This is a genomic window from Vibrio sp. ED002 (assembly GCF_023277445.1).
In the GTDB taxonomy this organism is placed as follows: Bacteria; Pseudomonadota; Gammaproteobacteria; order Enterobacterales; family Vibrionaceae; genus Vibrio; species Vibrio jasicida.
Window position 1 is genome coordinate 1,260,929 of the sequence record NZ_CP080238.1, and the last position, 26,043, is coordinate 1,286,971.

The 26,043-nt window shown below is 44.1% G+C and carries 23 protein-coding genes and 1 riboswitch; of the genes, 14 read left to right on the top strand and 9 right to left on the bottom strand.

From position 1 onward, the window contains the following. Positions 1–174: 174 nt before the first annotated feature. Positions 175–423 (top strand): YciN family protein, encoded by a 249-nt coding sequence (locus ITG12_RS05875; RefSeq protein WP_038866754.1) that lies wholly within the window; start codon positions 175–177, stop codon positions 421–423. 64 nt (positions 424–487) lie between these two features. On the opposite strand, the gene aroA is transcribed toward ITG12_RS05875, so the two are convergent. Together aroA and ITG12_RS05885 are read right to left on the bottom strand one after the other, a co-directional pair. Then, on the bottom strand, positions 488–1,768 hold the full coding sequence (gene aroA / locus ITG12_RS05880; RefSeq protein ID WP_104027056.1) for a 3-phosphoshikimate 1-carboxyvinyltransferase: 1,281 nt from the start codon (positions 1,766–1,768) through the stop codon (positions 488–490). 160 nt (positions 1,769–1,928) lie between these two features. Further along, positions 1,929–2,405 carry a glycine zipper 2TM domain-containing protein gene (locus ITG12_RS05885; RefSeq protein ID WP_038866750.1) on the bottom strand — a complete coding sequence of 159 codons (477 nt, stop codon included), beginning with the start codon at positions 2,403–2,405 and terminating at the stop codon, positions 1,929–1,931. Positions 2,406–2,446: 41 nt separating this feature from the next. On the opposite strand from ITG12_RS05885, the gene aat reads away from it, so the two are divergent. From aat to infA, 3 genes are all read left to right on the top strand, one after another. Next, positions 2,447–3,157, top strand: coding sequence for a leucyl/phenylalanyl-tRNA--protein transferase (gene aat / locus ITG12_RS05890; protein WP_038875951.1), 711 nt, complete (start codon positions 2,447–2,449; stop codon positions 3,155–3,157). Beyond that, positions 3,154–3,855, top strand: coding sequence for an arginyltransferase (locus tag ITG12_RS05895; RefSeq protein ID WP_038875949.1), 702 nt, complete (start codon positions 3,154–3,156; stop codon positions 3,853–3,855). Before aat ends, ITG12_RS05895 begins: the two co-directional genes overlap by 4 nt. Positions 3,856–3,935: 80 nt before the next feature. Beyond that, the gene (gene infA / locus ITG12_RS05900; RefSeq protein ID WP_001040192.1) at positions 3,936–4,154 is read left to right on the top strand and encodes a translation initiation factor IF-1; all 219 of its coding nucleotides are present in this window, start codon (positions 3,936–3,938) and stop codon (positions 4,152–4,154) included. A gap of 186 nt (positions 4,155–4,340) precedes the next feature. Here the strand turns inward: infA and clpA are convergent, their stop codons facing one another. Together clpA and clpS are read right to left on the bottom strand one after the other, a co-directional pair. Next, a complete protein-coding gene (gene clpA, locus ITG12_RS05905; protein ID WP_038866743.1) occupies positions 4,341–6,611 on the bottom strand; it encodes an ATP-dependent Clp protease ATP-binding subunit ClpA in 2,271 nt (756 codons plus the stop codon). Between the two features lie 48 nt (positions 6,612–6,659). After that, positions 6,660–6,980: an ATP-dependent Clp protease adapter ClpS gene (gene clpS, locus ITG12_RS05910; protein WP_005427554.1), complete on the bottom strand. Its 321-nt coding sequence runs from the start codon at positions 6,978–6,980 to the stop codon at positions 6,660–6,662. A 698-nt stretch (positions 6,981–7,678) separates the two neighbouring features. Between clpS and cspD the strand changes: the two genes are divergently transcribed. After that, positions 7,679–7,897 carry a cold shock domain-containing protein CspD gene (gene cspD / locus ITG12_RS05915; protein WP_038866741.1) on the top strand — a complete coding sequence of 73 codons (219 nt, stop codon included), beginning with the start codon at positions 7,679–7,681 and terminating at the stop codon, positions 7,895–7,897. Between the two features lie 169 nt (positions 7,898–8,066). On the opposite strand, the gene ITG12_RS05920 is transcribed toward cspD, so the two are convergent. Further along, complete coding sequence (locus tag ITG12_RS05920) at positions 8,067–10,292, bottom strand: NADP-dependent isocitrate dehydrogenase (protein ID WP_248873830.1); 2,226 nt, start codon at positions 10,290–10,292, stop codon at positions 8,067–8,069. Positions 10,293–10,662: 370 nt separating this feature from the next. On the opposite strand from ITG12_RS05920, the gene ITG12_RS05925 reads away from it, so the two are divergent. Then, complete coding sequence (locus ITG12_RS05925) at positions 10,663–11,367, top strand: pseudouridine synthase (protein WP_248873831.1); 705 nt, start codon at positions 10,663–10,665, stop codon at positions 11,365–11,367. A gap of 70 nt (positions 11,368–11,437) precedes the next feature. Here ITG12_RS05925 and ITG12_RS05930 read toward each other — a convergent pair whose 3' ends face one another. Further along, positions 11,438–12,115: a DUF2057 family protein gene (locus ITG12_RS05930; RefSeq protein ID WP_038866735.1), complete on the bottom strand. Its 678-nt coding sequence runs from the start codon at positions 12,113–12,115 to the stop codon at positions 11,438–11,440. A 76-nt stretch (positions 12,116–12,191) separates the two neighbouring features. Continuing rightward, the gene (locus ITG12_RS05935; RefSeq protein ID WP_038896302.1) at positions 12,192–13,217 is read right to left on the bottom strand and encodes a porin; all 1,026 of its coding nucleotides are present in this window, start codon (positions 13,215–13,217) and stop codon (positions 12,192–12,194) included. A gap of 516 nt (positions 13,218–13,733) precedes the next feature. Here ITG12_RS05935 and dinG point away from each other — a divergent pair. The 8 genes from dinG (at position 13,734) to ITG12_RS05975 (ending at position 24,505) form a co-directional block, all read left to right on the top strand. Then, positions 13,734–15,809, top strand: a complete 2,076-nt coding sequence (dinG, locus tag ITG12_RS05940; protein WP_038866732.1) for an ATP-dependent DNA helicase DinG — start codon at positions 13,734–13,736, stop codon at positions 15,807–15,809. A 14-nt stretch (positions 15,810–15,823) separates the two neighbouring features. Next, a complete protein-coding gene (locus tag ITG12_RS05945) occupies positions 15,824–16,609 on the top strand; it encodes a TSUP family transporter (protein WP_038866730.1) in 786 nt (261 codons plus the stop codon). Next, complete coding sequence (locus tag ITG12_RS05950; RefSeq protein WP_038866728.1) at positions 16,606–17,151, top strand: primosomal replication protein; 546 nt, start codon at positions 16,606–16,608, stop codon at positions 17,149–17,151. Before ITG12_RS05945 ends, ITG12_RS05950 begins: the two co-directional genes overlap by 4 nt. Beyond that, the gene (gene rsmS / locus ITG12_RS05955; RefSeq protein ID WP_038866726.1) at positions 17,151–17,315 is read left to right on the top strand and encodes a pleiotropic regulatory protein RsmS; all 165 of its coding nucleotides are present in this window, start codon (positions 17,151–17,153) and stop codon (positions 17,313–17,315) included. The genes ITG12_RS05950 and rsmS overlap by 1 nt, the downstream gene beginning before the upstream one ends. 84 nt (positions 17,316–17,399) lie before the next feature. Then, positions 17,400–18,206: an exodeoxyribonuclease III gene (xthA, locus tag ITG12_RS05960; protein ID WP_038875944.1), complete on the top strand. Its 807-nt coding sequence runs from the start codon at positions 17,400–17,402 to the stop codon at positions 18,204–18,206. 375 nt (positions 18,207–18,581) lie between these two features. Continuing rightward, positions 18,582–20,075, top strand: coding sequence for an ATP-binding cassette domain-containing protein (locus tag ITG12_RS05965; RefSeq protein WP_248873832.1), 1,494 nt, complete (start codon positions 18,582–18,584; stop codon positions 20,073–20,075). Then, positions 20,068–21,411: an HlyD family type I secretion periplasmic adaptor subunit gene (locus tag ITG12_RS05970; protein WP_248873833.1), complete on the top strand. Its 1,344-nt coding sequence runs from the start codon at positions 20,068–20,070 to the stop codon at positions 21,409–21,411. Before ITG12_RS05965 ends, ITG12_RS05970 begins: the two co-directional genes overlap by 8 nt. A 63-nt stretch (positions 21,412–21,474) precedes the next feature. Further along, positions 21,475–21,556: riboswitch (cyclic di-GMP riboswitch) on the top strand. 30 nt (positions 21,557–21,586) lie between these two features. Further along, positions 21,587–24,505 carry a hypothetical protein gene (locus ITG12_RS05975; protein ID WP_248873834.1) on the top strand — a complete coding sequence of 973 codons (2,919 nt, stop codon included), beginning with the start codon at positions 21,587–21,589 and terminating at the stop codon, positions 24,503–24,505. A 77-nt stretch (positions 24,506–24,582) separates the two neighbouring features. Here the strand turns inward: ITG12_RS05975 and ITG12_RS05980 are convergent, their stop codons facing one another. Beyond that, the gene (locus ITG12_RS05980) at positions 24,583–25,260 is read right to left on the bottom strand and encodes an ABC transporter permease (protein WP_038866714.1); all 678 of its coding nucleotides are present in this window, start codon (positions 25,258–25,260) and stop codon (positions 24,583–24,585) included. A gap of 3 nt (positions 25,261–25,263) precedes the next feature. After that, the gene (locus ITG12_RS05985) at positions 25,264–26,004 is read right to left on the bottom strand and encodes an ABC transporter permease (protein WP_038866711.1); all 741 of its coding nucleotides are present in this window, start codon (positions 26,002–26,004) and stop codon (positions 25,264–25,266) included. Positions 26,005–26,043 lie beyond the last annotated feature (39 nt).

The following is a 26,043-nucleotide window of genomic DNA, read 5'->3' on the forward strand; positions in this document are numbered from 1 at the left end:
TTAGATCATGACAGCGAAATAAGCATCATTAGCATATGAGAATGCTTTGCGGTTTTTCTTCTATATTAATGTGTGCTTTGTAGCAAACACGTAATCACAAATTTACCTCTGCAAAGCCACGGCAATTGTAGGTATACTGCGGCCAATTAAGTTTCATTGAATGACGAGAACGCTATGTCTGATAGAAAACACATTGAAAAATTCGACCTCCTGTTGATCGCAAACCAAATCATCCAAGAGCACGAGGATTTTATCGAAGGAATGCGTGCCACAAGCGTAGAAGAAAAAGACGATGTTTTGGTGTTTAAAGGTGAGTATTTTCTAGACGATAAAGGCCTACCGACCCCCAAAACCACTGCGGTATTCAATATGTTTAAATACCTAGCGCATCATCTTTCAAAAGAGTTCACACTTAGTAAATAAGCTTTTGAAATTTCATCAAAAAAGCCAGAGTATCCACTCTGGCTTTTTTCTTTCAATAAGTGAGTTAACAACTCAGTGCTTTCAACTTATCAAAGTAGTCAGGGAATGTCTTTGACGTACACTTAGGATCGTTAATCGTCACAGGTGTATCGCTTAGCGCCACCAGAGAAAAACACATCGCCATACGGTGATCATCGTAGGTGTCAATCGCCGCATGCGTAAGCTGTGGTACGGGCTTAACGATGATGTAATCCTCACCCTCTTCCACTTCTGCACCGACTTTACGAAGTTCAGTTGCCATTGCAGATAGACGGTCAGTTTCTTTTACGCGCCAGTTGTACACGTTACGAATCGCGGTTGTACCTTCAGCGAATAATGCAGTCGTTGCGATTGTCATTGCTGCATCTGGGATATGATTGTAGTCCATATCGATGCCTTTCAATTGACCAACACGAGAAATGACGTAGTCTTCACCCCACTCGATTTCAGCACCCATTTTCTCCAGTGCGTCAGCGAATTGGATATCGCCTTGAATGCTGTTTTTACCAATGCCAGTGACTTTGACCTCACCACCTTTTATCGCTGCTGCAGCCAAGAAATAAGAAGCCGATGATGCATCACCTTCTACCAAAAAGTCACCCGGCGCAATGTATTGCTGACCAGCAGGAATAACAAACTCTTGGTAGTCGTTATTGATCACTTCTACACCAAACTGCTTCATGATATGCAGCGTGATATCGATGTAAGGCTTTGAAACCAATTCGCCTTCAATATTGATGCGAATTTCGCCCTCAGCCAAAGGCGCTGACATTAAAAATGCCGTTAAAAATTGGCTAGAAATCGAACCATCAATCGATACAGAACCAGATTTAAGACCAGTGCCGACGATTTTCAATGGTGGGTAGTTTTCGTTTTCTAGGTAAGTAACGTCTGCACCAGCCGTTTGAAGGGCTGTCACTAGGTGACCGATCGGACGCTCTTTCATACGAGGTTCACCAGTCAGAACATACTCACCATGTCCAAGACACAATGCTGCGGCAAGCGGGCGCATCGCTGTCCCCGCGTTACCAAGAAATAGCTCTACTGGTTCAGAAACTGAAAATGGACGACCAAGACCTTCTACAACACATTCTGTTTTGTCTTCAGACAGTTGGTACTGCACACCAAGCTTAGTCAGTGCATTCAACATATGGCGAATGTCATCGCTATCTAGAAGGTTGGTCAAACGAGTCGTGCCTTTTGCAAGGGCAGCGAGAAGCAGAGCTCGGTTAGAAACGCTTTTCGATCCAGGAAGATTCACTTCCCCTTGAATTTTGTTGATAGGTTGTAACGTTAGGCTTTCCATTGAAAGTAGATAATCCTTTGTGCCCTCTTTCGATTTTATTAGAGAGCTAAACAATTCTTCGTGAATTCAGACTAACGAAAAAACCAACACAAAACCAGAGTAAATCCATGCTAATTTTTGAATAATTAGTCAGCTCAAAAATTAGTATGCTAACGTCAGCTTAATAAGCGATATCGACCCTTACACCGTCGTCAAAATATAGGATTCGCACATCGTCACCACGGTTAAACAACATACTATTGTCCACGTCTTGAATCACATTAATTAGCTTGTTGCCGTCTACCTTGACCAGTAATTCAACCAATTTATATTCAACCGTATATTCGTAGTTATTACGGTTTTTGACCACGGCCGCACCTGCCAACGCGCCAACTGCGGTTGCGACTTCTTTACCTGTACCACCACCAAACTGGTTACCAACTAAGCCACCAATGGTCGCACCGAGTAGTGTTTCCCAACCGTTGCTTTGCGACTGTTTAACTTCTTGTTGAGTAATGTATCGCACAGAATCAACCTTGCCATACACCACTTGATTCACTGGTTTTGCGACATTTCTTTCATATGCTGCATTGGCGAAAAATGGTAAAAACAGTATGATCCATGCCCATCGTTTTGCGCTAAGTATTGCTCTGCTCATATTTCATTCCTATAGGCTTTGATGTTGGTAAACTCTTCTTTATGGCTATTTATTTAACTGAACTTGATGACTCTTTTGCCTTCCCTTCTCCCTATGAGGCCCTACACGACCCAAATGGCTTGTTAGCATTTGGGGGCGATCTCAATCCTCAAAGGATCCTAACGGGTTACCATCAAGGAATCTTTCCTTGGTATGGGCCTGGAGAACCAATCTTATGGTGGAGTCCATCTCCGAGAGCGGTTTTTGACCCAGCAACTTTCACTCCATCAAAGAGCCTTAAAAAGTTTCAGCGTAAACAACAGTATAAAGTAACGCTAAACAATGCAACCGAGCACGTAATTGAATTGTGCGCTTCTACCCGTCCAGCGGAAGAAACATGGCTCAATCCGGAGATGCAAGCTTCCTATATTGCGCTTGCCAAGCAAGGACACTGCCACTCAGTAGAAGTATGGCACGATGATCAATTGGTCGGGGGGTTGTATGGTATCAGCGTCGGCCAACTTTTCTGTGGTGAGTCGATGTTCAGTCTCAAAGACAACGCTTCTAAAGTTGCATTGTGGTATTTATGCGAACATTTGGCGTCAAACCAAGGCCAATTAATCGATTGTCAGGTGATGAACCCTCACCTGCGATCCCTTGGAGCCTTTGAACTAGAGCGTGACGATTTCGTACAAAAACTACTATCTTTAAGGGATAAGAAAATTAATTTGGAAACGTTCGAACCACAAACTTTGCAAGGCGCTGAATCATGAGCACGGATCTTCAACAAATTCGTATCGGGTTGACCAACAATCATCCATGCAGCTACCTACCGGAGCGCCAAGAGCGCGTTGCAGTGGCGCTAGATCCTAGTTTACACAGCGACCAGAACTACCAAATACTCATGGCCAATGGGTTTCGTCGCAGTGGCGACACGATTTACAAACCTCACTGTGAGCAGTGTAATGCTTGTCAGCCGATAAGGATTGCTGTGCCCGATTTCATCCGTTCTAAAAGCCAAAAGCGTTTATTGAACAAAGCGAAGACCATTCAATGGGAAATGAAATCTGAGCTCGATGATGCATGGTTCGATTTATACAGTCGATATATTTGTAAACGTCACAAAGATGGCACTATGTATCCACCGAAAGAAGATGAGTTCGCAAGATTTGCGCAAACGACTTGGTTGAAGACGGGTTTTCTCCATTTATACACGGATTCTGGGCAATTAATCGCCGTCGCAGTTACCGATATAATGGAGAATTGTTCAAGCGCCTTTTACACCTTCTATGACCCTGATTTTTCCTTATCTCTCGGTACGTTAGCTGTGTTGTATCAGATTGAGTTTTGCCAGCAACAGAACAAACATTGGCTTTATTTGGGCTATCAAATCGATGAATGTCCGGCAATGAACTACAAAACTCGCTTTCAACGACACCAAAGGCTAGTAAATCAGCGTTGGCAAGGGTAGAATACGCCCCAACTTTACATAATTACTGTTTAGCGGCAAAATAAGCGCGCTAATACCGCCTAATTTCTAAAGAGGATTAAATGGCTAAAGAAGACGTAATTGAGATGCAAGGCACTGTGCTTGACACTCTACCAAACACTATGTTCCGCGTTGAACTTGAAAACGGTCACGTTGTGACTGCACATATCTCTGGCAAGATGCGTAAGAACTACATCCGTATCCTTACTGGTGATAAAGTAACTGTAGAGATGACTCCATACGACCTATCTAAAGGCCGCATCGTCTTCCGTGCTCGTTAATCTCTGATTTTCGAATACAATAAAAAACGGAGCTCAAGGCTCCGTTTTTTATTGTCTGTTTTTTTGCTCTCAATACCAAGCTTACTTTTGGGAGTTTCAATACACTCCACAGGCTTGCTCCATTCTTGCAGACACAAAAAAGCGCACACCTAGGCGCACGCTTTTAAAATAGATTTCAACAGAGAATTAGTGAAGTGCTGCTTCTTTCTCGCTTAGGTATTCAAACTTAAGCTCGTCTTTCACAAGCGTGACTCTCACTGTTCCGCCATCTACAAGTGAACCAAACAACAGTTCATTTGCCAGAGGTTTCTTAAGCTGCTCTTGGATAACACGCCCCATAGGACGAGCTCCCATCGCTTTGTCATAACCTCTATCCGCCAACCAATGGCGAGCGTCTTGAGACACTTCCATTGATACGCCGCGAGCATCCAATTGTACTTGAAGCTCAACAATGAACTTATCAACAACTTGATGGATGACTGTTTCGTCTAGGCTATTGAACCAAATGATATTATCTAGACGGTTACGGAATTCAGGTGTGAACACCTTCTTAATTTCCGCCATCGCGTCATGACTGTGGTCCTGTTGGATCAGACCGATCGATTTCTTCTCAGTTTCAGCTACACCAGCATTGGTTGTCATAACAAGGATCACGTTACGGAAATCCGCTTTGCGACCGTTATTATCTGTTAGCGTACCGTTATCCATGACTTGCAGCAGCAAATTAAAGATATCTGGGTGTGCTTTTTCGATTTCATCAAGCAGAACCACTGAGTGCGGGTGTTTTAGCACCGCATCAGTCAGCAAACCACCTTGATCGTAACCAACATAACCTGGGGGTGCACCAATCAGACGACTCACAGAATGACGTTCACCATACTCAGACATATCAAAACGAAGAAGCTCAATGCCTAATAGTTTAGAAAGCTGAACCGTCACTTCTGTTTTACCAACCCCAGTTGGACCGGCAAACAAGAATGAACCAACAGGCTTGTTATCAACGCCTAAACCAGCACGAGATAGCTTGATCGCCTCTGACAGTGCGTCAATCGCATTGTCTTGGCCAAAGACCAGCATCTTCATCTTATCATCAAGGTTCTTCAGAATGTCTTTGTCAGACGACGACACAGATTTCTCTGGAATACGCGCCATCTTCGCAACCATGGATTCGATGTCTGCAACGCCAACCGTCTTCTTACGACGACTCGCCGGCGCTAAACGGCTGCGTGCACCAGCTTCATCAATCACGTCGATCGCTTTATCTGGCAAATGACGTTCATTGATGTATTTCGCCGATAACTCAACCGCTGCACGTAGCGCTTTATTGGTGTAACGGACTTCATGGTGCGCTTCGTATTTTGGTTTCAAACCAATTAGGATCTTCGTCGTATCGTCCAGCGATGGCTCTACGACATCGATCTTTTGGAAACGGCGAGACAACGCGCGCTCTTTTTCAAAGATGTTGCTGTACTCTTGGTAAGTTGTCGAACCGATACAACGCAGTTTACCGCTACTCAGCAGAGGTTTGATTAGGTTCGCTGCATCAACTTGACCACCAGAAGCTGCACCTGCACCAATGATGGTGTGAATTTCATCAATAAACAGAATCGCGTCTTCTTCTTTCTCAAGCTGCTTCAAGACTGACTTAAAGCGTTTCTCGAAATCACCACGATATTTTGTACCAGCAAGCAAAGAGCCGATATCTAGAGAATAGATAACACTGTTTTGAATCACTTCTGGTACTTGGCCTTCAACAATTCTCCAAGCTAGACCCTCAGCGATTGCTGTTTTACCAACGCCTGCTTCACCAACTAGCAACGGGTTGTTTTTACGTCGGCGACAAAGAACTTGAATAGTACGTTCTAGCTCTTTATCTCGCCCGATGAGTGGATCGATATTACCAGCTTTCGCGACTTGGTTTAGGTTAGTCGCAAAGCTTTCCAATCGTTCTTCTGGATTCGTTTCTTCTGGCGCTTCTGAACCAAAAGAGTCAGACGAAGATGGGTCTTCATTAGAACCCGAAGCTTTTGTGATGCCGTGGGAAATGAAGTTAACGATGTCTAAACGAGAGATGTCGTTCTTCTTCAATAGATAAGCAGCGTGAGATTCTTGCTCACTAAAGATAGCAACAAGTACATTTGCACCGGTCACTTCACTACGACCAGACGACTGTACATGGAAAACGGCGCGCTGAAGTACACGCTGAAAGCTCAATGTCGGCTGGGTTTCGCGCGTCTCGTCACTTTCTGGGATGAGTGGCGTTGTTTGGTCGATAAAAATATCGAGTTCGTTGCGCAAAGCGTCAAGATCCGCTTTGCAGGCTAGTAGGGCTTCCTTAGCTGCATCATTCTCCAATAATGCAAGTAGGAGGTGTTCGACAGTCATAAACTCGTGGCGTTTATCACGTGCACGAGCGAATGCACCGTTAAGGCTTGATTCTAGTTCTTTATTTAGCATAAGTACCTCCCGAAAGAACAACTTTGGTTGCTCGAGCAAGTCTTCTTATTACGCTTGCTCCATAGTACATAGTAGCGGATGCTCATTTTCCCTTGAGTACATCGTCACTTGCGCTACTTTTGTCTCAGCAATCTCTGCGCTATATGTGCCACAGATTGCCTTTCCTTCATAGTGGATCTTGAGCATGATTTGCGTTGCTTTATCAATATCATGCGAGAAGAATCGCTCAAGTACCTCTATGACGAAATCCATAGGTGTGTAGTCATCATTGTTTAGAACTACGTTGTACAGCTTAGGTGGCTGAACTTTCGTACTTTCTCGCTCCAGAAGATCAGAGTCTGGAGTCACCCATTCAAAATTTTTACTCATGGCAATTCAAAGATATCGTATCAAAGGGTTGATGTTTTTAACCTATAAAAACAATCTACCATAAGCATGCCATGCGGTGTAGTGAGATGTGGCACCTAATTGGACTTTGATAGATAAAATTTATGTCCTTACATAGAGACTAATGCACCTCTGGCAGGGGCGCAAATAAAAGATTTTTATCCCAACACATGCTTATTTTTGCGGTTGTGTTTACCAAATTTCGACTCACTTCACTTATATTAATTAGTGCTCCGATAAGAAAGAAGATCACATTTAATGGTTGATAATCGGTTATTTATCACGAAAACGTCATTTTTTATTCATTCAGTAGAATCTTCTAATGTAATCAACTTGGTTAGTATGCCTCCCCCCTATATCAACACCTTGCAGTCCTTTTAACTAAAAGCTTACGCATGCGGCAGAAACACTTTGCAAAATTGTTAATCTCAAAAGTGATTTGTTTTCAATAATGTTTCCGATTGTTGCCTTTGACTATTGACTGTCAGAATTCATTGACTACAGTGGAAAGTGTTGATGCATAAATCCTCATTTTGAATTTGTTGGATTTCTAACAGTTTGATGAATATGGAAGTGCCCAACTCGACGTGTGTTAGTGAACGCTAGCAATGAGACCAAGCTAAAGGTATGGCTTGGTGTTGTAACAACATCAGTAAAAAATGCATGAGGGATGTAAAAGCATGGCTACAGGTACAGTAAAGTGGTTTAACAATGCCAAAGGATTTGGGTTTATCTGTTCAGATGAAGAGGAAGGAGACATCTTTGCCCACTACTCAACTATCCAAATGGACGGTTATCGTACACTGAAAGCAGGCCAACAAGTCTCATACGAGATTGAAAAAGGTCCAAAGGGCTCACACGCTAGCAGCGTTGTTCCAATAGAAGCCCAAGCCAAATAACTAGAGCGCTGTCGGAAAGACAAAACCATTTGCTCTCATAACACTGGCTTTACCTTCTAGTGTTATGAAGAGAAAAATAAACCCGCCTATGAGCGGGTTTATTACGTTTGTAAGAGCACTAAACTAAGTAACATACAAACGCGCTACCGAAATAGCGCGAAATCAATGCTTACTTGTTAATGATGCCGTTCAACGCCGTACTTGGACGCATTAGTGTTGATGCAAGAGCATCATCTAGCGCGTAGTAACCACCGAGTTCACCTCTTACACCTTGTGCGTTGTTCAGCTCAGCAACAATCGCTTCTTCTTGTTCTGCAAGGACTTTAGCAACTGGTGCGAATTCAGCAGCCAGTTCTGCATCTGCACTTTGTTCAGCCAAAGCTTTCGCCCAATACGTCGCAAGGTAGTAGTGGCTGCCGCGGTTATCCAACTCACCCACTTTACGTGACGGTGATTTATTCTCGTCTAGGAATTCACCTGTCGCTTTGTCCAATGCCTCAGCCAGAACCTGAGCTTTCGCATTACCAGCGACTGTACTTAGGTGCTCCAATGATGCAGCTAGAGCAAGGAACTCACCCAGAGAATCCCAACGCAAGTGGTTTTCTTTCTCAACTTGTTGGACGTGTTTTGGCGCAGAGCCACCAGCACCAGTTTCAAATAAACCACCGCCGTTCATTAGTGGAACAATTGACAGCATTTTCGCAGAAGTACCCAGTTCCAAAATCGGGAATAGATCCGTTAGGTAGTCACGAAGTACGTTACCTGTTACAGAAATGGTGTCTAGCCCCTCTTTAATGCGCTCTAGAGAGAATTGACATGCATCGATTGGCGCTAGAACCTTGATCTCTAAACCTGAAGTGTCGTGCTCAGGAAGGTATGCATTCACTTTCTTGATCAGTTCAGCATCGTGTGCACGCGCTTCGTCTAACCAAAACACCGCTGGTACACCTGTTGCACGTGCGCGAGTGACGGCAAGTTTCACCCAATCTTGGATTGGCGCGTCTTTCACCTGACACATACGGAAGATGTCACCTGCTTCGACAGTTTGCTCAAGAAGAACCGCACCAGAAGTGTCGACAACACGTACAGTACCAGCAGCGTCTAGGATAAATGTCTTATCATGCGAGCCGTATTCTTCTGCTTTCTGAGCCATTAGACCCACGTTTGGCACGCTGCCCATTGTGGTTGGGTCAAATGCACCGTGTTCTTTACAGAAATCGATAACCGCTTGGTAGATACCCGCATAGCTACGATCTGGGATCATCGCTTTCGTGTCTTTTTGCTTACCATCTGGTCCCCACATCTGGCCAGAAGCACGAAGCATTGCTGGCATAGAAGCATCAACGATAATGTCACTCGGTACGTGGAGATTAGTAATACCACGATCAGAGTCAACCATCGCAAGCGCTGGTTGAGTCTCGTATACCGTTAAAATAGCTGCTTCAATTTCTGCTTTTTGTTCAGCAGGTAGAGATTCAATCTTAGTATAAACATCACCAAGACCGTTGTTTACATCTACACCAAGTTCTTCAAATAGCTTGCCGTATTTTGCGAAAACGTCTTTGTAGTACACTTTAACTGCGTGGCCAAAGATAACTGGGTCCGATACCTTCATCATGGTTGCTTTCATGTGAAGAGACAGAAGGACGTCTTGCTGTTTTGCTTCTGCAATTTCTTTCTCGAAGAACTCAACAAGCGCTTTCTTGTTCATGACTGAGCAATCGATCACTTCTTTGTCTTGCAGAGGGAATGCTGATTTAAGTTCTTTTGCCGAACCGTCAGCAGCGACGAATTCAATTTTAACGTCAGTAGCACCAGTAATGGTCGTCGATTTTTCGCTACCGAAGAAGTCATCTCCTGTCATGCTTGATACATGAGATTGAGACTCAGCTGACCATGCACCCATTGAGTGTGGGTTTTTCTTCGCGTAATTCTTAACTGATAATGGAGCACGACGGTCAGAGTTACCTTCACGAAGCACCGGGTTTACCGCACTACCTTTGATTTTGTCGTAAGTCGCTTTAATTGCTTCTTCTTCGTAAGTGGTCGGTTCTTCAGGGTAGTTTGGAAGCGCATACCCTTTCGCTTGCAATTCTTTGATTGCGGCTTTTAGTTGAGGAATTGAAGCCGAAATGTTTGGAAGCTTAATGATGTTCGCTTCCGGTGTTTTCGCTAACTCGCCAAGTTCTGCTAGAGCATCACCAATACGTTGTTCTTCTTTTAAATGCTCTGGGAAGTTAGCGATAATGCGGCCCGCTAGCGAAATATCACGAGTGTCTACGTTGATGCCAGACGATGCGGTAAACGATTGAATGATTGGTAGTAATGAATAGGTTGCTAACGCCGGGGCTTCATCAGTGATTGTGTAGATAATTGTAGGTTTTTCTGTAGGCATGAAATTTCCCTATTTTTTACTCAACTTAGCTGAACTTCTCAGCAACTGAGTTCGTTGAATTGACGCATTGCTTAACGTTAGTAGTGCATTCCTCCTCACCAACGCGACATGCGGTTTGCACTCTTTCTTATAGTTTGAAGCTCTATGGCTCTATATCCATGAGTGCACTTGGTGCCAAGCTTACTTTGGCGTCCATTTCCGTTAGAAATGTCTCACTAAAGCAACTTAGCTATATCATTAAACAAATAACACGAAATAGTCTATTATTCTGTGCGCTTTTGTTAGTTTTAGGCGCGCAAATGATAGCCGATAACAAGAAAACATAAAACTTTCAAACACAGTTCATTTACATTTTTGCAAGGTAGTTAACATGTCATCTCGCTCGGGTCATGAAAAAGGTCGCGGTACTCACCAATCGAAAACGAGTCATTTTAAACGCTCTGGAAAAGCAAACCACTCAAATGGACAAGCGAAAAATCGACAAAATCGCCCTGCCCGCGCTTCAAAAACATCTAAGCCACGCATTGCCTTAGAAGATCGCAAAGTGATCATTTTTAATAAGCCGTATGACACGTTGAGCCAGTTCACTGATGGAGATGGTCGCAAAACGCTAGCCGACTTTATTCCAGTGAAAAATGTGTATGCCGCAGGCCGCTTAGATCGAGACAGCGAAGGATTGATGGTCTTAACAAACGATGGCATTTTGCAAGCGAAGTTGACGCAGCCCCAATCAAAATCACCAAAAACTTACTGGGTACAAGTGGATGGAGCCCCTAAAGAAGAAGACTTGGAGATGCTACGTAAAGGCGTAGAGCTAAAAGATGGCATGACCTTACCAGCAAAAGTTGAAGTGATGCCTGAACCAGAGATCTGGGATAGGACTCCACCAGTCCGATTCCGAGCAAACATTCCAACCACGTGGTTAGCGATTACTATCATAGAAGGAAGAAACCGTCAGGTAAGACGTATGACTGCATATATCGGTTTTCCGACACTGCGACTCGTACGCTACTCGATGGGAGGGATTGAGTTACACAACCTCAAACCTGGCGAGTGGAAAGAAATAACGCTCTAACAATAAACATCAAAAAACATAAAAGCAGACTTTTGTCTGCTTTTTTAGTTTTTATCGTCACTAATAACGATTATTGTTGAGCAACCCACTTTTTAAAGGTTTCTTTTTCTTGTGGAGTGGCCTTTTGGTACATCGTCTTAAGTAGATCAACCATTTGGCTGTCTTGTGCAGTCGCAGATTTCGTGTCGACTACCGCAACCGCTTTAGGCTCTACGCCTGTAACAGCTTGGCTGTGTTGGTTTACTGTCACATATGTCACAGCAACCCCAGCGACACCGCCTGCAATATTATAGTTGCGAGCTTCCTGAGCATAGTTACGACCAATTTGAACGCCATCGGACTCAAGAACGTCTTCAACAAGATCGATGGGCTGGCCTTTAGAGTCTAGTAGTTGCCACTCTAAAGGAGAGATGTTGGTTTGTGCTTGGCGGTAGGTTTTGAACTTTGGTAGTTCAAATTTCAGTTCTTCGTCTTTTACATCAAACTTGGCAATAATGGCGTCGCCATAAACCCCTTTGATATCATCACCAATCTCAAATTCTGGTTGATACTTGAAGACAATTTGGTTGGTACCGTCAGGAATCTCTATTGTTTTCTCATCCGAAAACAAACCACCCTCCAACTTTGGCTTCTCCATATTTACCGCAAGTAATTTTACGTCTTCAGGAACCACCAAGGTCGTTGCAGCATATAAGTTTGTACTGGCTAGAACAGAAAGTGTGATTGCCACTTTTAATGATAACTGCATAGAAATTAAATCCTTATCTCCAATAGTAAAAGACCCAGCATAAAGCTGGGTCTTACAATATCAAACTGGGTTTTGATTACCAGTAGAAACGTGCACCAACACCGAAGTCAGTTTTGCTGTCTGTCTTCACGTTGTCAGTTGAAGTTTCTTCAAATACGTATGCGCCTTCAACGAATACGCGAGCCCATTTAGAGAACTTGTACTCAACACCAGCGTAGAAACGTGAATCATCACCGTCTACAGTACCAGCTTGGTCAGAAGAAGACATTACTAGCTCGTAACCAGAGTAAAGAGTTGTCTTAGGAGCTACTGCAAACATACCTGCTAGAGAGATACCGTGAGAATCAACAGTTTCGTTTGAAACTTTGTTTTCATCTTCGTTGTAGTAGTAAGTTGCACCTAGAGTGTGCTCGCCTAGAGCGTACTCACCAGTTACTTCAAAAGATAGGTTTTCAGTATCGTGAGCAACGTTGTTTACTGCAATCTTGTTTACAGAAGAAAGGATACCAGCGTGCATAGATAGGTCACCGAAAGACTTACCTACGAATACTTCACGAACTTCTTCGTTCTTGTCTTTCTCGCCTAGAGCGTAACCCGCTTTTAGCCAGAATGCGTCGTTTTCGAATGCGTATTTAATTTGAGAGTCGTTGTTCCACTCGTGTCCGTAAAGAAGAGCAGTACCACCGAAGAAGTAAGAGTAATCCGCACCGTAAACGTCATCAGCGAAAGTACCTTCTTTACCGAAGCGGATAGTACCCATTTCGCCCATGTCGAAACCGAAGATGTGGCGACGAACGAATACAGTGTCGTCAGTACGCTCACTTGAATCAGCACCAGCGCCGTAGTTATCACCTAGAGCTACACCGATTTCAACTTCACCTAGAACTTTTAGGCTATCGTTTACAACGTAAACACCGTTTACACCCATACGTGAAGAGCTAGTGTTTAGCTCTGCAGTGTGGTCTGTGCTGTCTAGGAATAGAAGAGTTGGACGTAGCTGACCGTAGAAATCTACAGAACCTTCGTCAGATTTGAATACTTCAGCCGCATTCACAGTAGTTGCTGTAGCAGCAACCGCTAGTGCTAAAAGAGTCTTTTTCATATTTAATCCACTGCCTTTTCTTAGTTCGGGATATCCTTGTCCGATTCCCTTTTTTTATATTTTTGAGGTAGCTTGTTATCGAAACGTAACAATGCTTTACCTACAAAATCTGGGCACTAGAGTGCAAAAGATTATTCTGACTGTCAAATTTTCTAAATAGTTTTATCAAAAAACAAAAATAACCTTTAAATACAAGGCCTTGTGCATTTACATTTAAAATATTCGATGAAGTTCTAAACAATGAACTTGATTTTTCTTAATTTAGTAATTCATTAATAACAAATAGAAAACACCTTTCAATTGCCATACAACAATAAACTTAAGAATAAAACACTGCAAAGGTATCATTTTTGAAGTTTTATATTTTTCGACTAATGAAATTATTTTCATTTAGTTTAGGTTCAATATTTTTTTGTGAACAAGATCGATATTTATCATAAAAGCATTCCGTTTTGTGAACTACAGTACAACTAGTGATGTGTGCTACTATGCGCCTCCAACGCATTTGAGGCCCGTATGCTAACCAGTAACATTCAAAAATCGATTCGCACCAGTTACCAAAACTTACAAGCGCAGCTTGATAATTTTGTTCCACGAAGAGCACAAAACTACTTAGTTGCAGAAATTGCGAAAACGCTATGCGGGCAATACCACAAGTCAAATCGCATGTTGATTGCAGAAGCTGGTACTGGCATCGGTAAATCACTCTCTTATCTGATGGCAGCGATTCCTGTGGCGGTTTATAACAATCGTAAAGTAGTGATCTCAACAGCCACCGTCGCTCTACAAGAACAGTTGGTGAATAAAGACCTGCCTCTTTTTCGTCGTATCACCGATCGAGAGTTTTCTTTTATTCTTGCAAAAGGCCGACAGCGTTATTGTTGTGCTGAAAAACTCGCGACGGCAAGTGGTGTCGATGGCGGCCAGTTAGCGATGTTTGAAACTAAACCGAAGAAGAAAGATATTGAGCTACTGGAAACCATGTATCGCTCCCTCGCTCAAGGGAAGTGGGATGGCGACCGAGACTCTTGGCCGAAACCAATAGATGATCAGTTATGGCAACTTATTGTCAGTGATAAGCACAGCTGTAACAACAGCTTACCAGCACACCGAGGCTGCCCTTTTCAAAAAGCTCGAGCAGAGTTGGATAAAAATGACGTCATTATCGCCAATCATTCACTCGTAATGGCCGATGCAGATTTGGGTGGTGGAGTGATCCTCCCTGAGCCAGAAAACACAATTTACGTGTTTGACGAAGCTCATCATCTACCTCATGTCGCTCGCGATCACGCTTCTGCGTCAGCCAGTTTAAAAGGTGCAGCTGCTTGGTTAGAAAAGCTCAACCAGTCAATCACCAAATTTTCTTCGTTAACAGATGAAAAACGTGTTGGTCGATTCCGTAATGATCTACAAGAATCCGTACAGGAACTGATTCCTGCGTTGACCCAACTGACTAAACAGTTTGATCCAGCCCAGTTTGAGGAAGGGATATACCGTTTTGAACATGGTGAGCTACCGACTTGGTTGGAAAATCAATCAAAAGATTTAAAACAACTAAGCAAAAAGGCAAACCAAAGCGTCGCAAAGATCGCCGATCTAATAGCTGAGCGCGTTAAAGATGGCGAACTTTCATCAAGATTGGCGGAACCAGCTTTGGCTGAGTTAGGGTTTTACATCCAACGTTTGGAAAACCTAGCTCAAGTCTGGCGTTTAATGGCCGAGCCAAGCCGAGACAAAGGTGCACCTCTTGCACGCTGGTTAGAAAAACACCCAGATCGTGAAGGCGATTTTATTGTCAGCGTTTCCCCGTTGGAAATTGGATGGCAACTAGACCAACAAATCTGGAGTCGTTGCATCGGCGCCGTATTAGTTTCTGCCACTATGCGAGCACTAAACTCATTTAATTACTTTTGCCATCAAGTGGGCGTTGACGCCAAACCGGACTCAGGAACACAGTTTTTGGCACTGGCGTCTCCTTTCGATTATCAAAATCAAGCCGAACTGCTGATACCAGCAATGAAGTATGAACCGCAGGCACCGCAGTTTACTGAATATCTTATTGAAATTTTGCCTAAGTATTTAGAAGACAATAAAGCGAACTTGGTATTATTCTCCTCTTATTGGCAGATGAACCAAGTTGCTGATGCACTCAATGCTGGTTTCATAAAACGAGGTTGGGCGTTGCAAGTTCAAGGCGAAAGTTCACGAACAGAAATTCTAAAAAAACATAAAAGGCTCATTGATAAGCAGAAAACCAGCATCCTTTTTGGTACAGGCAGCTTTTCTGAAGGCCTTGATTTACCTGGAGAGCTATTGGAAAACCTCATTATCACAAAAATTCCATTTGGGGTCCCTACTTCTCCAGTTGAACAAGCACACTCGGAGTACATCGAGAAAAAGGGTGGTAACCCGTTTATGCAAATCACGGTTCCAGATGCAAGTAAAAAGCTGATCCAAAGCGTTGGTCGATTACTGCGCAAAGAACGAGATTCTGGTAGAGTGACCATCCTCGACAGACGCTTGATAACAAAACGCTACGGACAAGCTCTGATTGATTCGCTTCCTCCGTTTAAACGCAAAATAGAATATTAAAAGAATAACTATTTATGGAAATGATTGAGCCAACCATGCTGTTGGTGTTGGCGCTAGTCGCTTTTGTTGCTGGATTTATCGATGCTGTTGCTGGCGGTGGTGGTATGCTGACTGTTCCCGCGTTACTGTCGTTAGGGCTGCCTCCCCACATCGCATTGGGCACCAATAAGTTAGCTGCCTCTTTTGCCTCTTCGACGGCGGCCTATACTTACTATAAGAAACGTCTTTTTAAGCCCCAGTGCTGGGGCAGAGCGTTTGTTGCCACTCTTGTTGGTGCAACACTAGGAACGCTATTTGTTGATGCAATTAGTACAGAATGGTTAGAGAAAGCGCTGCCGCTGATCATTCTCGCTGCTGCGATGTATACTGTTTTCCATAAACCACCACAGTCGACTCATCAAAGCCCAACTCCCGAACCTTGTCCGATGCTAAATAAAAAGCAGTATATGCAAGGCTTATCGATAGGCTTTTATGATGGTTTAGCGGGGCCAGGAACTGGGGCTTTTTGGACGGTGAGTTCCATGGCCTTATACCGACTCAATATCTTGCTTGCGTCTGGTTTGGCTAAAGCAATGAACTTTACCAGTAACTTTACTTCATTGGTTACATTTGCCGTATTAGGACACATCAACTGGGTACTAGGCTTAACAATGGGCGTCTGTTTAATGGCTGGTGCTTTTGTTGGCGCGCATTCAGCAATCCACTTTGGTGCTAAGTTCATACGTCCGGTCTTTGTTACCGTTGTTAGCGTGCTTGCCATTAAACTCGCTTACGATGCATGGTTTGTAGGATTAACATGAACATCAGCCAGCTTTCAGAACATCTAGAACAAATGTCTAAACAGGCTGCAATGCTTGACCGTCAGCGTGGAGAACACCATGTTCCTTTGTTTGATGAGCGTTTGTTCCACTGCCGCTCTCGGCTACTCGTACCCTGTGTAAAAGAAGCAACAGCAACACTTGATTCGATTGTACGCGAGCAAAAGGAGCAAAAGCTCACGGCATTACGAGCAGAGTACTTAACTGAAAGATTAGTCGCGCAAATTGGCGCAATTCAGCGTGAAATTTCCACCACAAAAATTCGCAAAAACGAAGTAAAACACAGCAGTCACTTTAGAAAGCCAATTAATGTCTTGTATCAAGAACTAGCTCAACACCAAGAGTGGGCTCGTCGATTACGAGAAATGGTGCTGGAGAAAGAGAGAGCTGTTGAGTTTTCCCCAAGCTTTGCTCGTGCTGAAGCGCAGAAAGTACTTTTAGCAACAGAACAACGATTAGAACGATGCGAAGCAGCGCTGCTTAAGTTAGAAAATCAAATCACTCACAGGGAAAAGAACCAGTAATGACTGACCAACCAAAATCTCCGCTCGATGATGCCCCAGAAGAGGTGAAGTTAGCCGTCGATTTGATTTACTTGTTAGAGTCGAATGAAATCGAACCTGAAACTGCATTAAAAGCAATTAAAATCGTACAGAATGACCTAGAGAACAAACTCAGTAACAAATAACTGTTCTTATTTACTTTCGACGTTTCCAGCCTATGCCGCCAATGGTAAAATCAAGCACAAATACGCCCTTCAGAAGGATAGAAAATGAAAGTAATTAGCTTTAACATCAATGGACTTCGTGCTCGTCTGCATCAGCTCCAAGCCATTATCGATAAGCACCAACCCGATGTCATTGGTCTTCAAGAAATCAAAGTGCACGACGAAGCTTTTCCAATCGAAGATGTCGAAGCCATGGGTTATAAAGTTTACTTTCATGGGCAAAAAGCACACTACGGTGTCGCGATGCTATGTAAACAAGAACCAATCAATGTGCAAAAAGGGTTCCCTACCGATAACGAAGAACACCAAAAGCGCATGATCATGGCGACGTTTGAAGATGAGAGTGGTGAAAAGGTCACTGTGTTAAACGGTTACTTCCCTCAAGGCGACAACATCGCTCATGAGACCAAATATCCATACAAACGCCAGTTCTACAAAGATCTGATGACCTACCTAAATGATCACCATACAAATGATGAACAACTGATTGTAATGGGAGACATCAACATCAGTCCGATTGATGCAGATATCGGCATCGGCGAGCCGAACCGTAAACGCTGGTTGAAGACTGGTAAATGCTCATTCCAACCGGAAGAGCGCGAGTGGTTGAAGACGCTAATGGATTGGGGATTCGAAGATACTTTCCGTAACCTGCACCCAGAAGTGGATGACCGTTTCTCTTGGTTTGATTATCGATCTCGCGGCTTTGACGATAATCGAGGTCTACGTATTGATGTGATTCTTGCGACGCCATCGCTTGCACAAAAATGTGTTGAGTCCGATGTTGATTACGAACTGCGTGGCATCGAGAAACCGTCAGACCATGCTCCTATTTGGTCTACTTTCAAATAGATAGCTTTAAAGGGCTAATCATCTTGCCAACTTATCGTGATTAGCCCCGACTTACCCTCCTCTTAGTTCATTTTTCGCTTTCCTTCCTCGTCTCAATTTTGAGGCATTTCTCGAACATTCACTTTCTATACTCATTACTACTTCTTTAGTTCATGGAGTAAGGGAAGTATGGTTCAAAAAAGTTGGAGCAACTTGTCTCCTTTTACATTTAAAGCATTAGGCCCAATGACACTGGTGAGCGCCGTAATTAATGCTTTGATGCTAGTTGTTCCAATCTACAGTCTTCAATTGTTCGACCGTGTATTGTCGAGTAGAAGTACAGATACACTATTGCTACTTACTGCTATCGCTCTGTTTCTGTTGATTTCACAGGCATTGCTTGAAACCTTAAGACAAAAATACACCCAAAGAAAAGCCCTTCAGTTTGAATCGGAAAGTGCTCAATGGTTATACCAACTGTGCGGTCAACATTACGACACGAAGACACGTTACGTGTTTAACGACATAAATGAGATACGAGCTCTTCTCATGTCACCCGGTTTTTTTGTTGCTTTCGATCTGCCTTGGACGCCATTGTTCCTTCTGGTCATGTTTATGCTCCACCCTATTATCGGATTGGTTGGTTTGATTGCTGTTATCTGTGTATTAATGGTCGCACTACTCTCTTTCTACGCGAAAAAGAAATTATTTGACGCATCTTACGCTACCCAAATTGCTGCAAATCGAAAAGTCGATGAGCTATTCAACAAACAAGAAACCCTGTTCTCTCAACAAGCAGCCGATGGAACATTTAACAAATTTCAGCCTGTCCTTGCTGAAAAGTTGTGGTTCAGAAACAAAGTAGACCTCGCATCTATTAACCTGACATCTCTCGCCAAACTTGTCCGCATGACGCTACAAATTGGCATTATGGGAACAGGCGCGTTTCTTGTAATTCAAAATTCAATGAGTGCGGGCGGAATGATTGCTGGGTCAATTCTTATGGCGAGAGCGCTCCAACCAATAGAGCAGCTAACCTCTGGGTTTCAAGGCTGGAAGACGGGGTTAGCCGCAGCCAAACGCATAAAAGCGGTTGTAAGCCAATCAAAAATAGAGCTTGAACGTACAACGCTCCCCCAAATCACCGGAGAATTACGCTTTGAAAACGTGACTTGGTCACCAGAGAATCACAAAAGCGAAGCGATCCTCAAACAGCTGAAACTTAGGCTAGAGGCTGGAAACCGTGTTGCAATCATCGGGGCAAGCGGCTCTGGAAAAACCAGCCTTTGCAAATTAATAATGGGAATACACAAACCGACATCAGGCAAGGTGTCTATCGATGGCTTAGATGTCACCCACTGGGAGAAGACACAATTCAAACATACCGTAGGTTACCTCCCACAGAATATTCAGTTTGTCCAAGGCAGCGTGAAAGAAAATATTGCCCATTTCGACACAGAGATCAGTGACTCTCAAATCATTAAAGCCGCCATTCGCGCTGGTGTACACGAGACGATTCTTCAATTTCCAAACAGTTATGAAACCTTGATTGGTGATGGTGGACATCAATTATCTGGCGGGCAAGCCCAAAAGCTCGCCTTAGCACGAGCATTGTGCTTTAAACCCAAACTCTTGGTCTTAGACGAACCCAACTCTCACATGGATAAAGAAGGGGAAGAGTACCTCACAACCCTCCTCGCAACATGCAGAGAAGAAGGCATTTCCGTCGTAATGATCACCCACCAGCCACACTTGCTGCGCCATGTCGATTGGGTGGTTGAAATCAATAAAGGTCAGATTGCGAGAGCCGGGGAAGCAAGCAAGGTTCTCCGCTCGATGATGGATGTGCGTTCAAGAACGCAAACTCAATCAGAGGCTTCCAATGAGTAAGACCACACTTAACCAACATGGCATCGATTTCGAAGATGGTCGTAAACTCTCTTTTACTACCAAGCCAGTGGTCATCACTTCTCTGCTCGTATTACTCGTCATGATCGGCGGCTTCATTGCATGGGCAAGTTTGTCACCTCTGAGTTCGGCAGCGATAGCTCCCGGCGTTGTTATCGTCGAATCAAAGCGAAAACCCGTTCAGCACCTAGAAGGTGGGATTATCGAGAGCGTTCATGTAAAAGATGGGGATAAGGTCAGAACAAATGATTTGTTGATTACTTTGAGTGCGACACAGGCTCAAGCCAGCTTGAATCGACTAAGAGCTCAGTGGGAAAGCGATCTTGCTCGCTTAAACCGACTTCAGTCCGAGCTCGCTGATCATCCTGAAATTCAATTCGATACACGCTTACTTTCTCGAAATCACTCCAAAGAAATTCAATCAATCATTCGTACTCAGCAAGCTTTATACGAAAAACGCCGCTCATTAAGGGATGGAGAAAATAACATTCTGGCAGAAAAGATTGAGCAAGCTAGATTAGACATGTTCGGCCTACAAAAGCGATATCAAGCCGGCAAAGAAAGTTTGCGCTATCTTGCAGAACAGGTCGCTATGCATAAAAAGCTGCTCACCTCCGGCAATACATCAAAATCACGTTACCTCGATCTCCAACGAGAGCACTCACAACTTGAAGGACAAATTGCCGACCTCAGTGCCCAAATTGGACGAGCAAAAGGCTTTGTTGCGGAAGCGAAAATGGAATTAGCCAATGCGGAGTTCAATTACGCCAAAACCTTAGGTGAAGAAGTTCAGGAGCTTGAACGAAAACTCAATGAGACAAGAGAGGCAATGATAAACGCGAATGATGTACTCAAACGTGTCGAAATCAGAGCGCCACAAGGCGGTGTTGTCGTTGGCCTCAATGTTGTCGGTCAACATGCGATTATTGCTCCAGGCGACACGCTCATGGAAATCGTCCCACAAGAGGACGAACTCATTGTGGAAGCCTTGGTAAAACCCGAAGATATTGAAGCGCTTCATATTGGACAAGCGACTCAAGTACGCTTAACCGCATTCAGCTTTAGAAAAACGCCACCTATAGAAGGCAAGCTTATACATATTTCTGCTGACCGCATCAGCGACCAAGCGACAGGCTCTTCAGCCTACCTCGCTCGCGTGTCACTAGATGCAAACATGTTAGCTGAATTAGGGGAATCAGTTTCGCTCTACCCAGGCATGCCTGCGGAAGTCATGATTCTAATTGATGAACAAACCCCACTCAATTATTTGCTCAATCCTCTCGCCGTTGCCTCATATAAGGCAATGCGAGAAATGTAAGACTTATTCATAAAATCATAATCCCTCGACGTTACTGGCTAATTAATTGATTAATAACATAACGGATGACAAAGCCAAACCTACTGCGAAGTGGGGACGGAAAGCTACAGATCTCAAACGGGACTGAGATGGCTGGGCTGCCTCTATGTATCTCGCGATATATGAGGATGAAACAATGGCGGAAGAAGTTTCTGTAACAGAGACCAATGCACAGGTTGGTACCTTAGTTGATGGCCCTACTCAAGATGGAGTGTCAAGGGATGTAGATAATCACCTTGAAGACAATTCAGGTGCAGACCTGGAAGTGCGTGCAGGTAAAGGTGATGATATCGTTAAAACGGGTGATGGTGATGACTTTATCGCTGGCGGTAGAGGTTCAGAAGCGATCAAATCTGGAGATGGCAATGATGTCATTGAATCGTGGAATCACACCATAAATGCAAAAGACGAAGCCGGAGAAAACCCTAACATTAACTTAGCGCGCGAAGGCGATGTTGAAAAAGTGGGCTGCGTTGACGACATCATTGTTGCTGGTTCTGGTAACGACTATGTCGAAGGCGGTGGCAACAACGATATTATTTATGGTGATCGTCGAGCTAAAACGGATGATACCAATTTATTAGCCGATGGCAATTTTGATGATGATGTAGGTGATAGTCCTGTCGTCGATCATGGCGGCTGGCAAACCTACTCTAGCTACGGTGGATGGGAAGCGACCGAAGGTCTAATCGAAATCCAAAATGGTGGTGGCTATGGAGATAACAAAGATCCCGCACGAGGAAACGTGTTAGAACTTGATTCTCACAAAGACGGGGACAATACCGTTACCAACTCTACCGTTAGTCAAACCTTCACTGTTGATACTGCAGGTACATTCAAACTCTCTTTTGATCACACCAACCGTACCGATAATACAGATACAAATGGGCTAAAAGTCCTCATTGACGGTGAAGTTGTTGGAACATACAACAACGATGGCTGGGAAACGGTCAATCTAGATCTAGATCTAGGCGCTGGCGAGCATACCATTTCGTTTATGGCCGATGGTAATGAAGATTCTCTTGGTTCCCTGCTCGATAACGTCGCTCTTCATCAATACCAGGCCAACGATGTGTTGATTGGTGATGGTACTCCTAGAGACGGAGACAACGTCGATAATAGCTCGATGCCGGGAGATGATCTTATTCGCGGTAACAAAGGGGCTGATGTGCTCATTGGTGACAATTTCGATGCCCTCTCTTTCAATGAGCAAACAGGTAACTTTGAACTCGATCTTGACTCAGCACAGACTCCTGAGGGAGAGGATTTAGGTCTTGATAACGCCACAGCATACAACCCTGATGGCTCTGAAGGAAACACGACCCAACAAGGCAGTAAGTATGGGGTCGAAGGCACGGATGAAAGTGGTAAAGATGCACAAATTGGGTATAGCTACGATGACGGAGATTCGGAACCTGGCGATGCAGTTGGCTCCGAAATGCTTTCTGTTTGCTTAGATGAACATACTATGGCCGCCACCGTCGGGATCTCAAATCTTTATGCCAATGAAGGTCGTGGAGAAGATGATGATGTGGACGAAATTGGTATCTGGACTGCATTTCGAGATGGCATTGAAGTCGCAAGTGGATTTTTTAGCGCAAATGAACCTGACGCAGATACCCTAGCCCACTACGCCGCTGCGGGCATGACACTAGAAAATACTAAAGTGCTTTCTACTGATAGCAACAATAGCGGTGAGTTTAGTATTGGTCCAAACGATACTGGCTTCAAAGCCTTTGATGAAATTCAGTTCTCTGCCGCAGGTGAACAATTCAGTAAAGGGGGAGAGAAAGAAGACTCAAGTGACTATTTTGTCACATCATTAGAAACACTTGGGCTCACTGGCGACGGTACCGACATGCTATATGGCGGGCGTGGTGATGATGTCTTACTCGGCGGTGACAATAACGAAATACTGCCGACGCCATCTGATGGTATGTATGATATCAGCCAGTTCAACGGAACGTTCGACGTTGAACTCATCGGGTCCAATGCAGGGTTCAATAACTCCCTTGGTTTCTACACCGCAGACTCAAGCGGTGAAGTCTTGAATGTCGGCATTCTTTGGTCAAATGTAAAACAGCCTGATGAAATGAACACCTCAATATCGAAAGAAATGATGGGGGGAGATGCTTGTAAGTTGGGGTTCTTCGTGGTCCCTGACGGTGCCGATAACGGTATTGAATCTGAGGGATTTATTGATGTTTCAGAATTCGATCTAGATGCGCAATTACTCGGTGAAGCTGCATTTGAATTGGGTCTCCCAGTCCATGCGCAAGTCACTCCTATGGGGGATGGAACCTCCTTATTCGAATGGAATGATAACACTGACCTTTCAACTAACGATGATGACTTCAACGACGTGATCCATAACGTCACTACCATAGCAGAACCTGAACTTCTCAAAGGCGGTCGAGGTGACGACTGGCTAGACGGTGGTGCAGGCGTTGATGTACTTAAAGGCGGCAAAGGCGATGATGTGATCATCGGTGGTAGTGGTGCCGACGAAGTTCGAGGTGGTAAAGGCAACGATACGATCGCTTACGACGCAGATGATACACTAATCAGAGGCGGAAAAGGGTTCGATGTTCTTGTCGCCAATGAGAAAGACGGCCCTATCGATATCGATATGTCTAAAGGTCAAGATGCAGACAACATTAAAGGTATTGAAGCGGTAATAGGTACAAGTAGTGACCAAGATTCTGTTACCTTGACCCTTGGCAAGGCGTACCATCAAGGTGGAGCTAGCGACAATAGTAAGAGTAAAGATGATGGTCAATCAGAGTTCTTTGCCCTTGGCGTTGAAGACATCAAGTTGGACGAAAGCAATAATTGGAGCCTAGAAAGCGATACTCAAGGCGATCCCGATGATGGTGTGACTATGACGGTGGCGGACCTTATGGCGTCATCAGATTACAAGCTAGACCAAGGCATGATTGATTCCTTAGGGTTATCAGGCTCAGATGTCTTAACGGCCTATACCTTTACAAAAGGTGGTAAAGAAGTCGTCATTTATACCGACGCAGCCTTTGACGGTGATTTCCAATTTGTATAGGTAAACTCACTCGCCCTTCATCTACCCAAAAAGAGCGCCAATCGGCGCTCTTTCTTTTAGATATCTATAAAAACGCCTTAGCTTAATGGCCTTAGATATGCCAAGAAGCGCTTCTCTGCGATTTTGAAACACCACAAAATAATGAACGTTAATCCCATGTAGAAGAGACCAGCCGTCAGGAATGACTCAAATGGTGCATAGTAACGAGAGTTCACAAGTCGAGCTGCGCCTGTCAAATCCATAATAGTGATGATCCCAGCGACTGCACTGCCGTGCAGCATAAAGATCACTTCATTCGAATATGCAGGTAAAGCACGGCGTAATGCGCTTGGCAAGATGATGCGACGATAAGTCATAAACTTGCTCATGCCGTATGCTTTTGCTGCTTCTACTTCGCCCTTTGGTAAACCATTGATCGCACCACGAATAATTTCCGCCGTGTAAGCCGAAGTATTAAGAACGAAAGCCACCAAGGCACAGAACCAAGCATGTTCCCAAAGTGTGTCTTTCACAGGAAAGAATTGGTCCATGCCGTAGTAAATGAGATAAAGCTGCACCAACAACGGCGTACCGCGGAAAAAGTAAATGAACGCCCATGACGGCAAACTTAATGCGTAATTCGTGCTATTGCGCGCTATAGCTAAGGGAATCGATACACAGAGCCCGATCACCAGAGCTAATGCCACCAGCCATACCGTTGTCCACAATCCATCTAAGTAGACAGGGAAGCTTTCAATGATCAATGAAAAGTCCATTATCTACCTCGCATGAATACTGAATTTGCGTTCAACAAGCTTAAGTAGACCGGTTGATACACTGGTGAAGAATAAGAAGATGATCGCGACAGCCATGTAAAAAGTGAATGGCATCTTTGTTGTACCAGCGGCAAGTGAACTAATACGCACCATATCTTCCAATCCAATGATTGAAACAAGAGCGGTAGTCTTGAGTAATACCAACCAGTTATTACCAAACCCGGGTAACGCGTGTCGAATCATTTGAGGTAATAGAATTCTTCTAAACGACATAAAAGAACTCATTCCGTAGGCTTTTGCCGCTTCCAACTCACCTTTATCGACAGCCATGATCGCACCACGGAAAGTTTCCGCCATATACGCACCAAAGATAAAACCGATGGTCAGTACACCAGCAATAAATGGGCTCACATCGATGTAATCAGGGAGGTAAGCAGTCCATTCATGTTCAGGGTTGCTTGCGGTAAACCACTCGTTGAGCGTTTCATTGATCGAATAAAGGCTGTTATTCAGTAGAATTTGGCCACCAAAGAAGATAAGCATCATCAAGACTAAGTCAGGAATGCCACGAATAATGGTGGTGTAGAGTGTTGCAATAGCTCTTGCCCATTTATAGGGCGCTAATTTCGCAAGTGCCCCAAGCATGCCTAAAATGACAGCAAGCAACAATGAGAGTATTGCGACTTCGATGGTTACTAGAGCCCCTTTTAGTATCGAGGCTTCATATCCTTGTAAATCCAGCATAGGTGAGTTCCTAATCCCTAAACTCAAAAATCGGCCGTT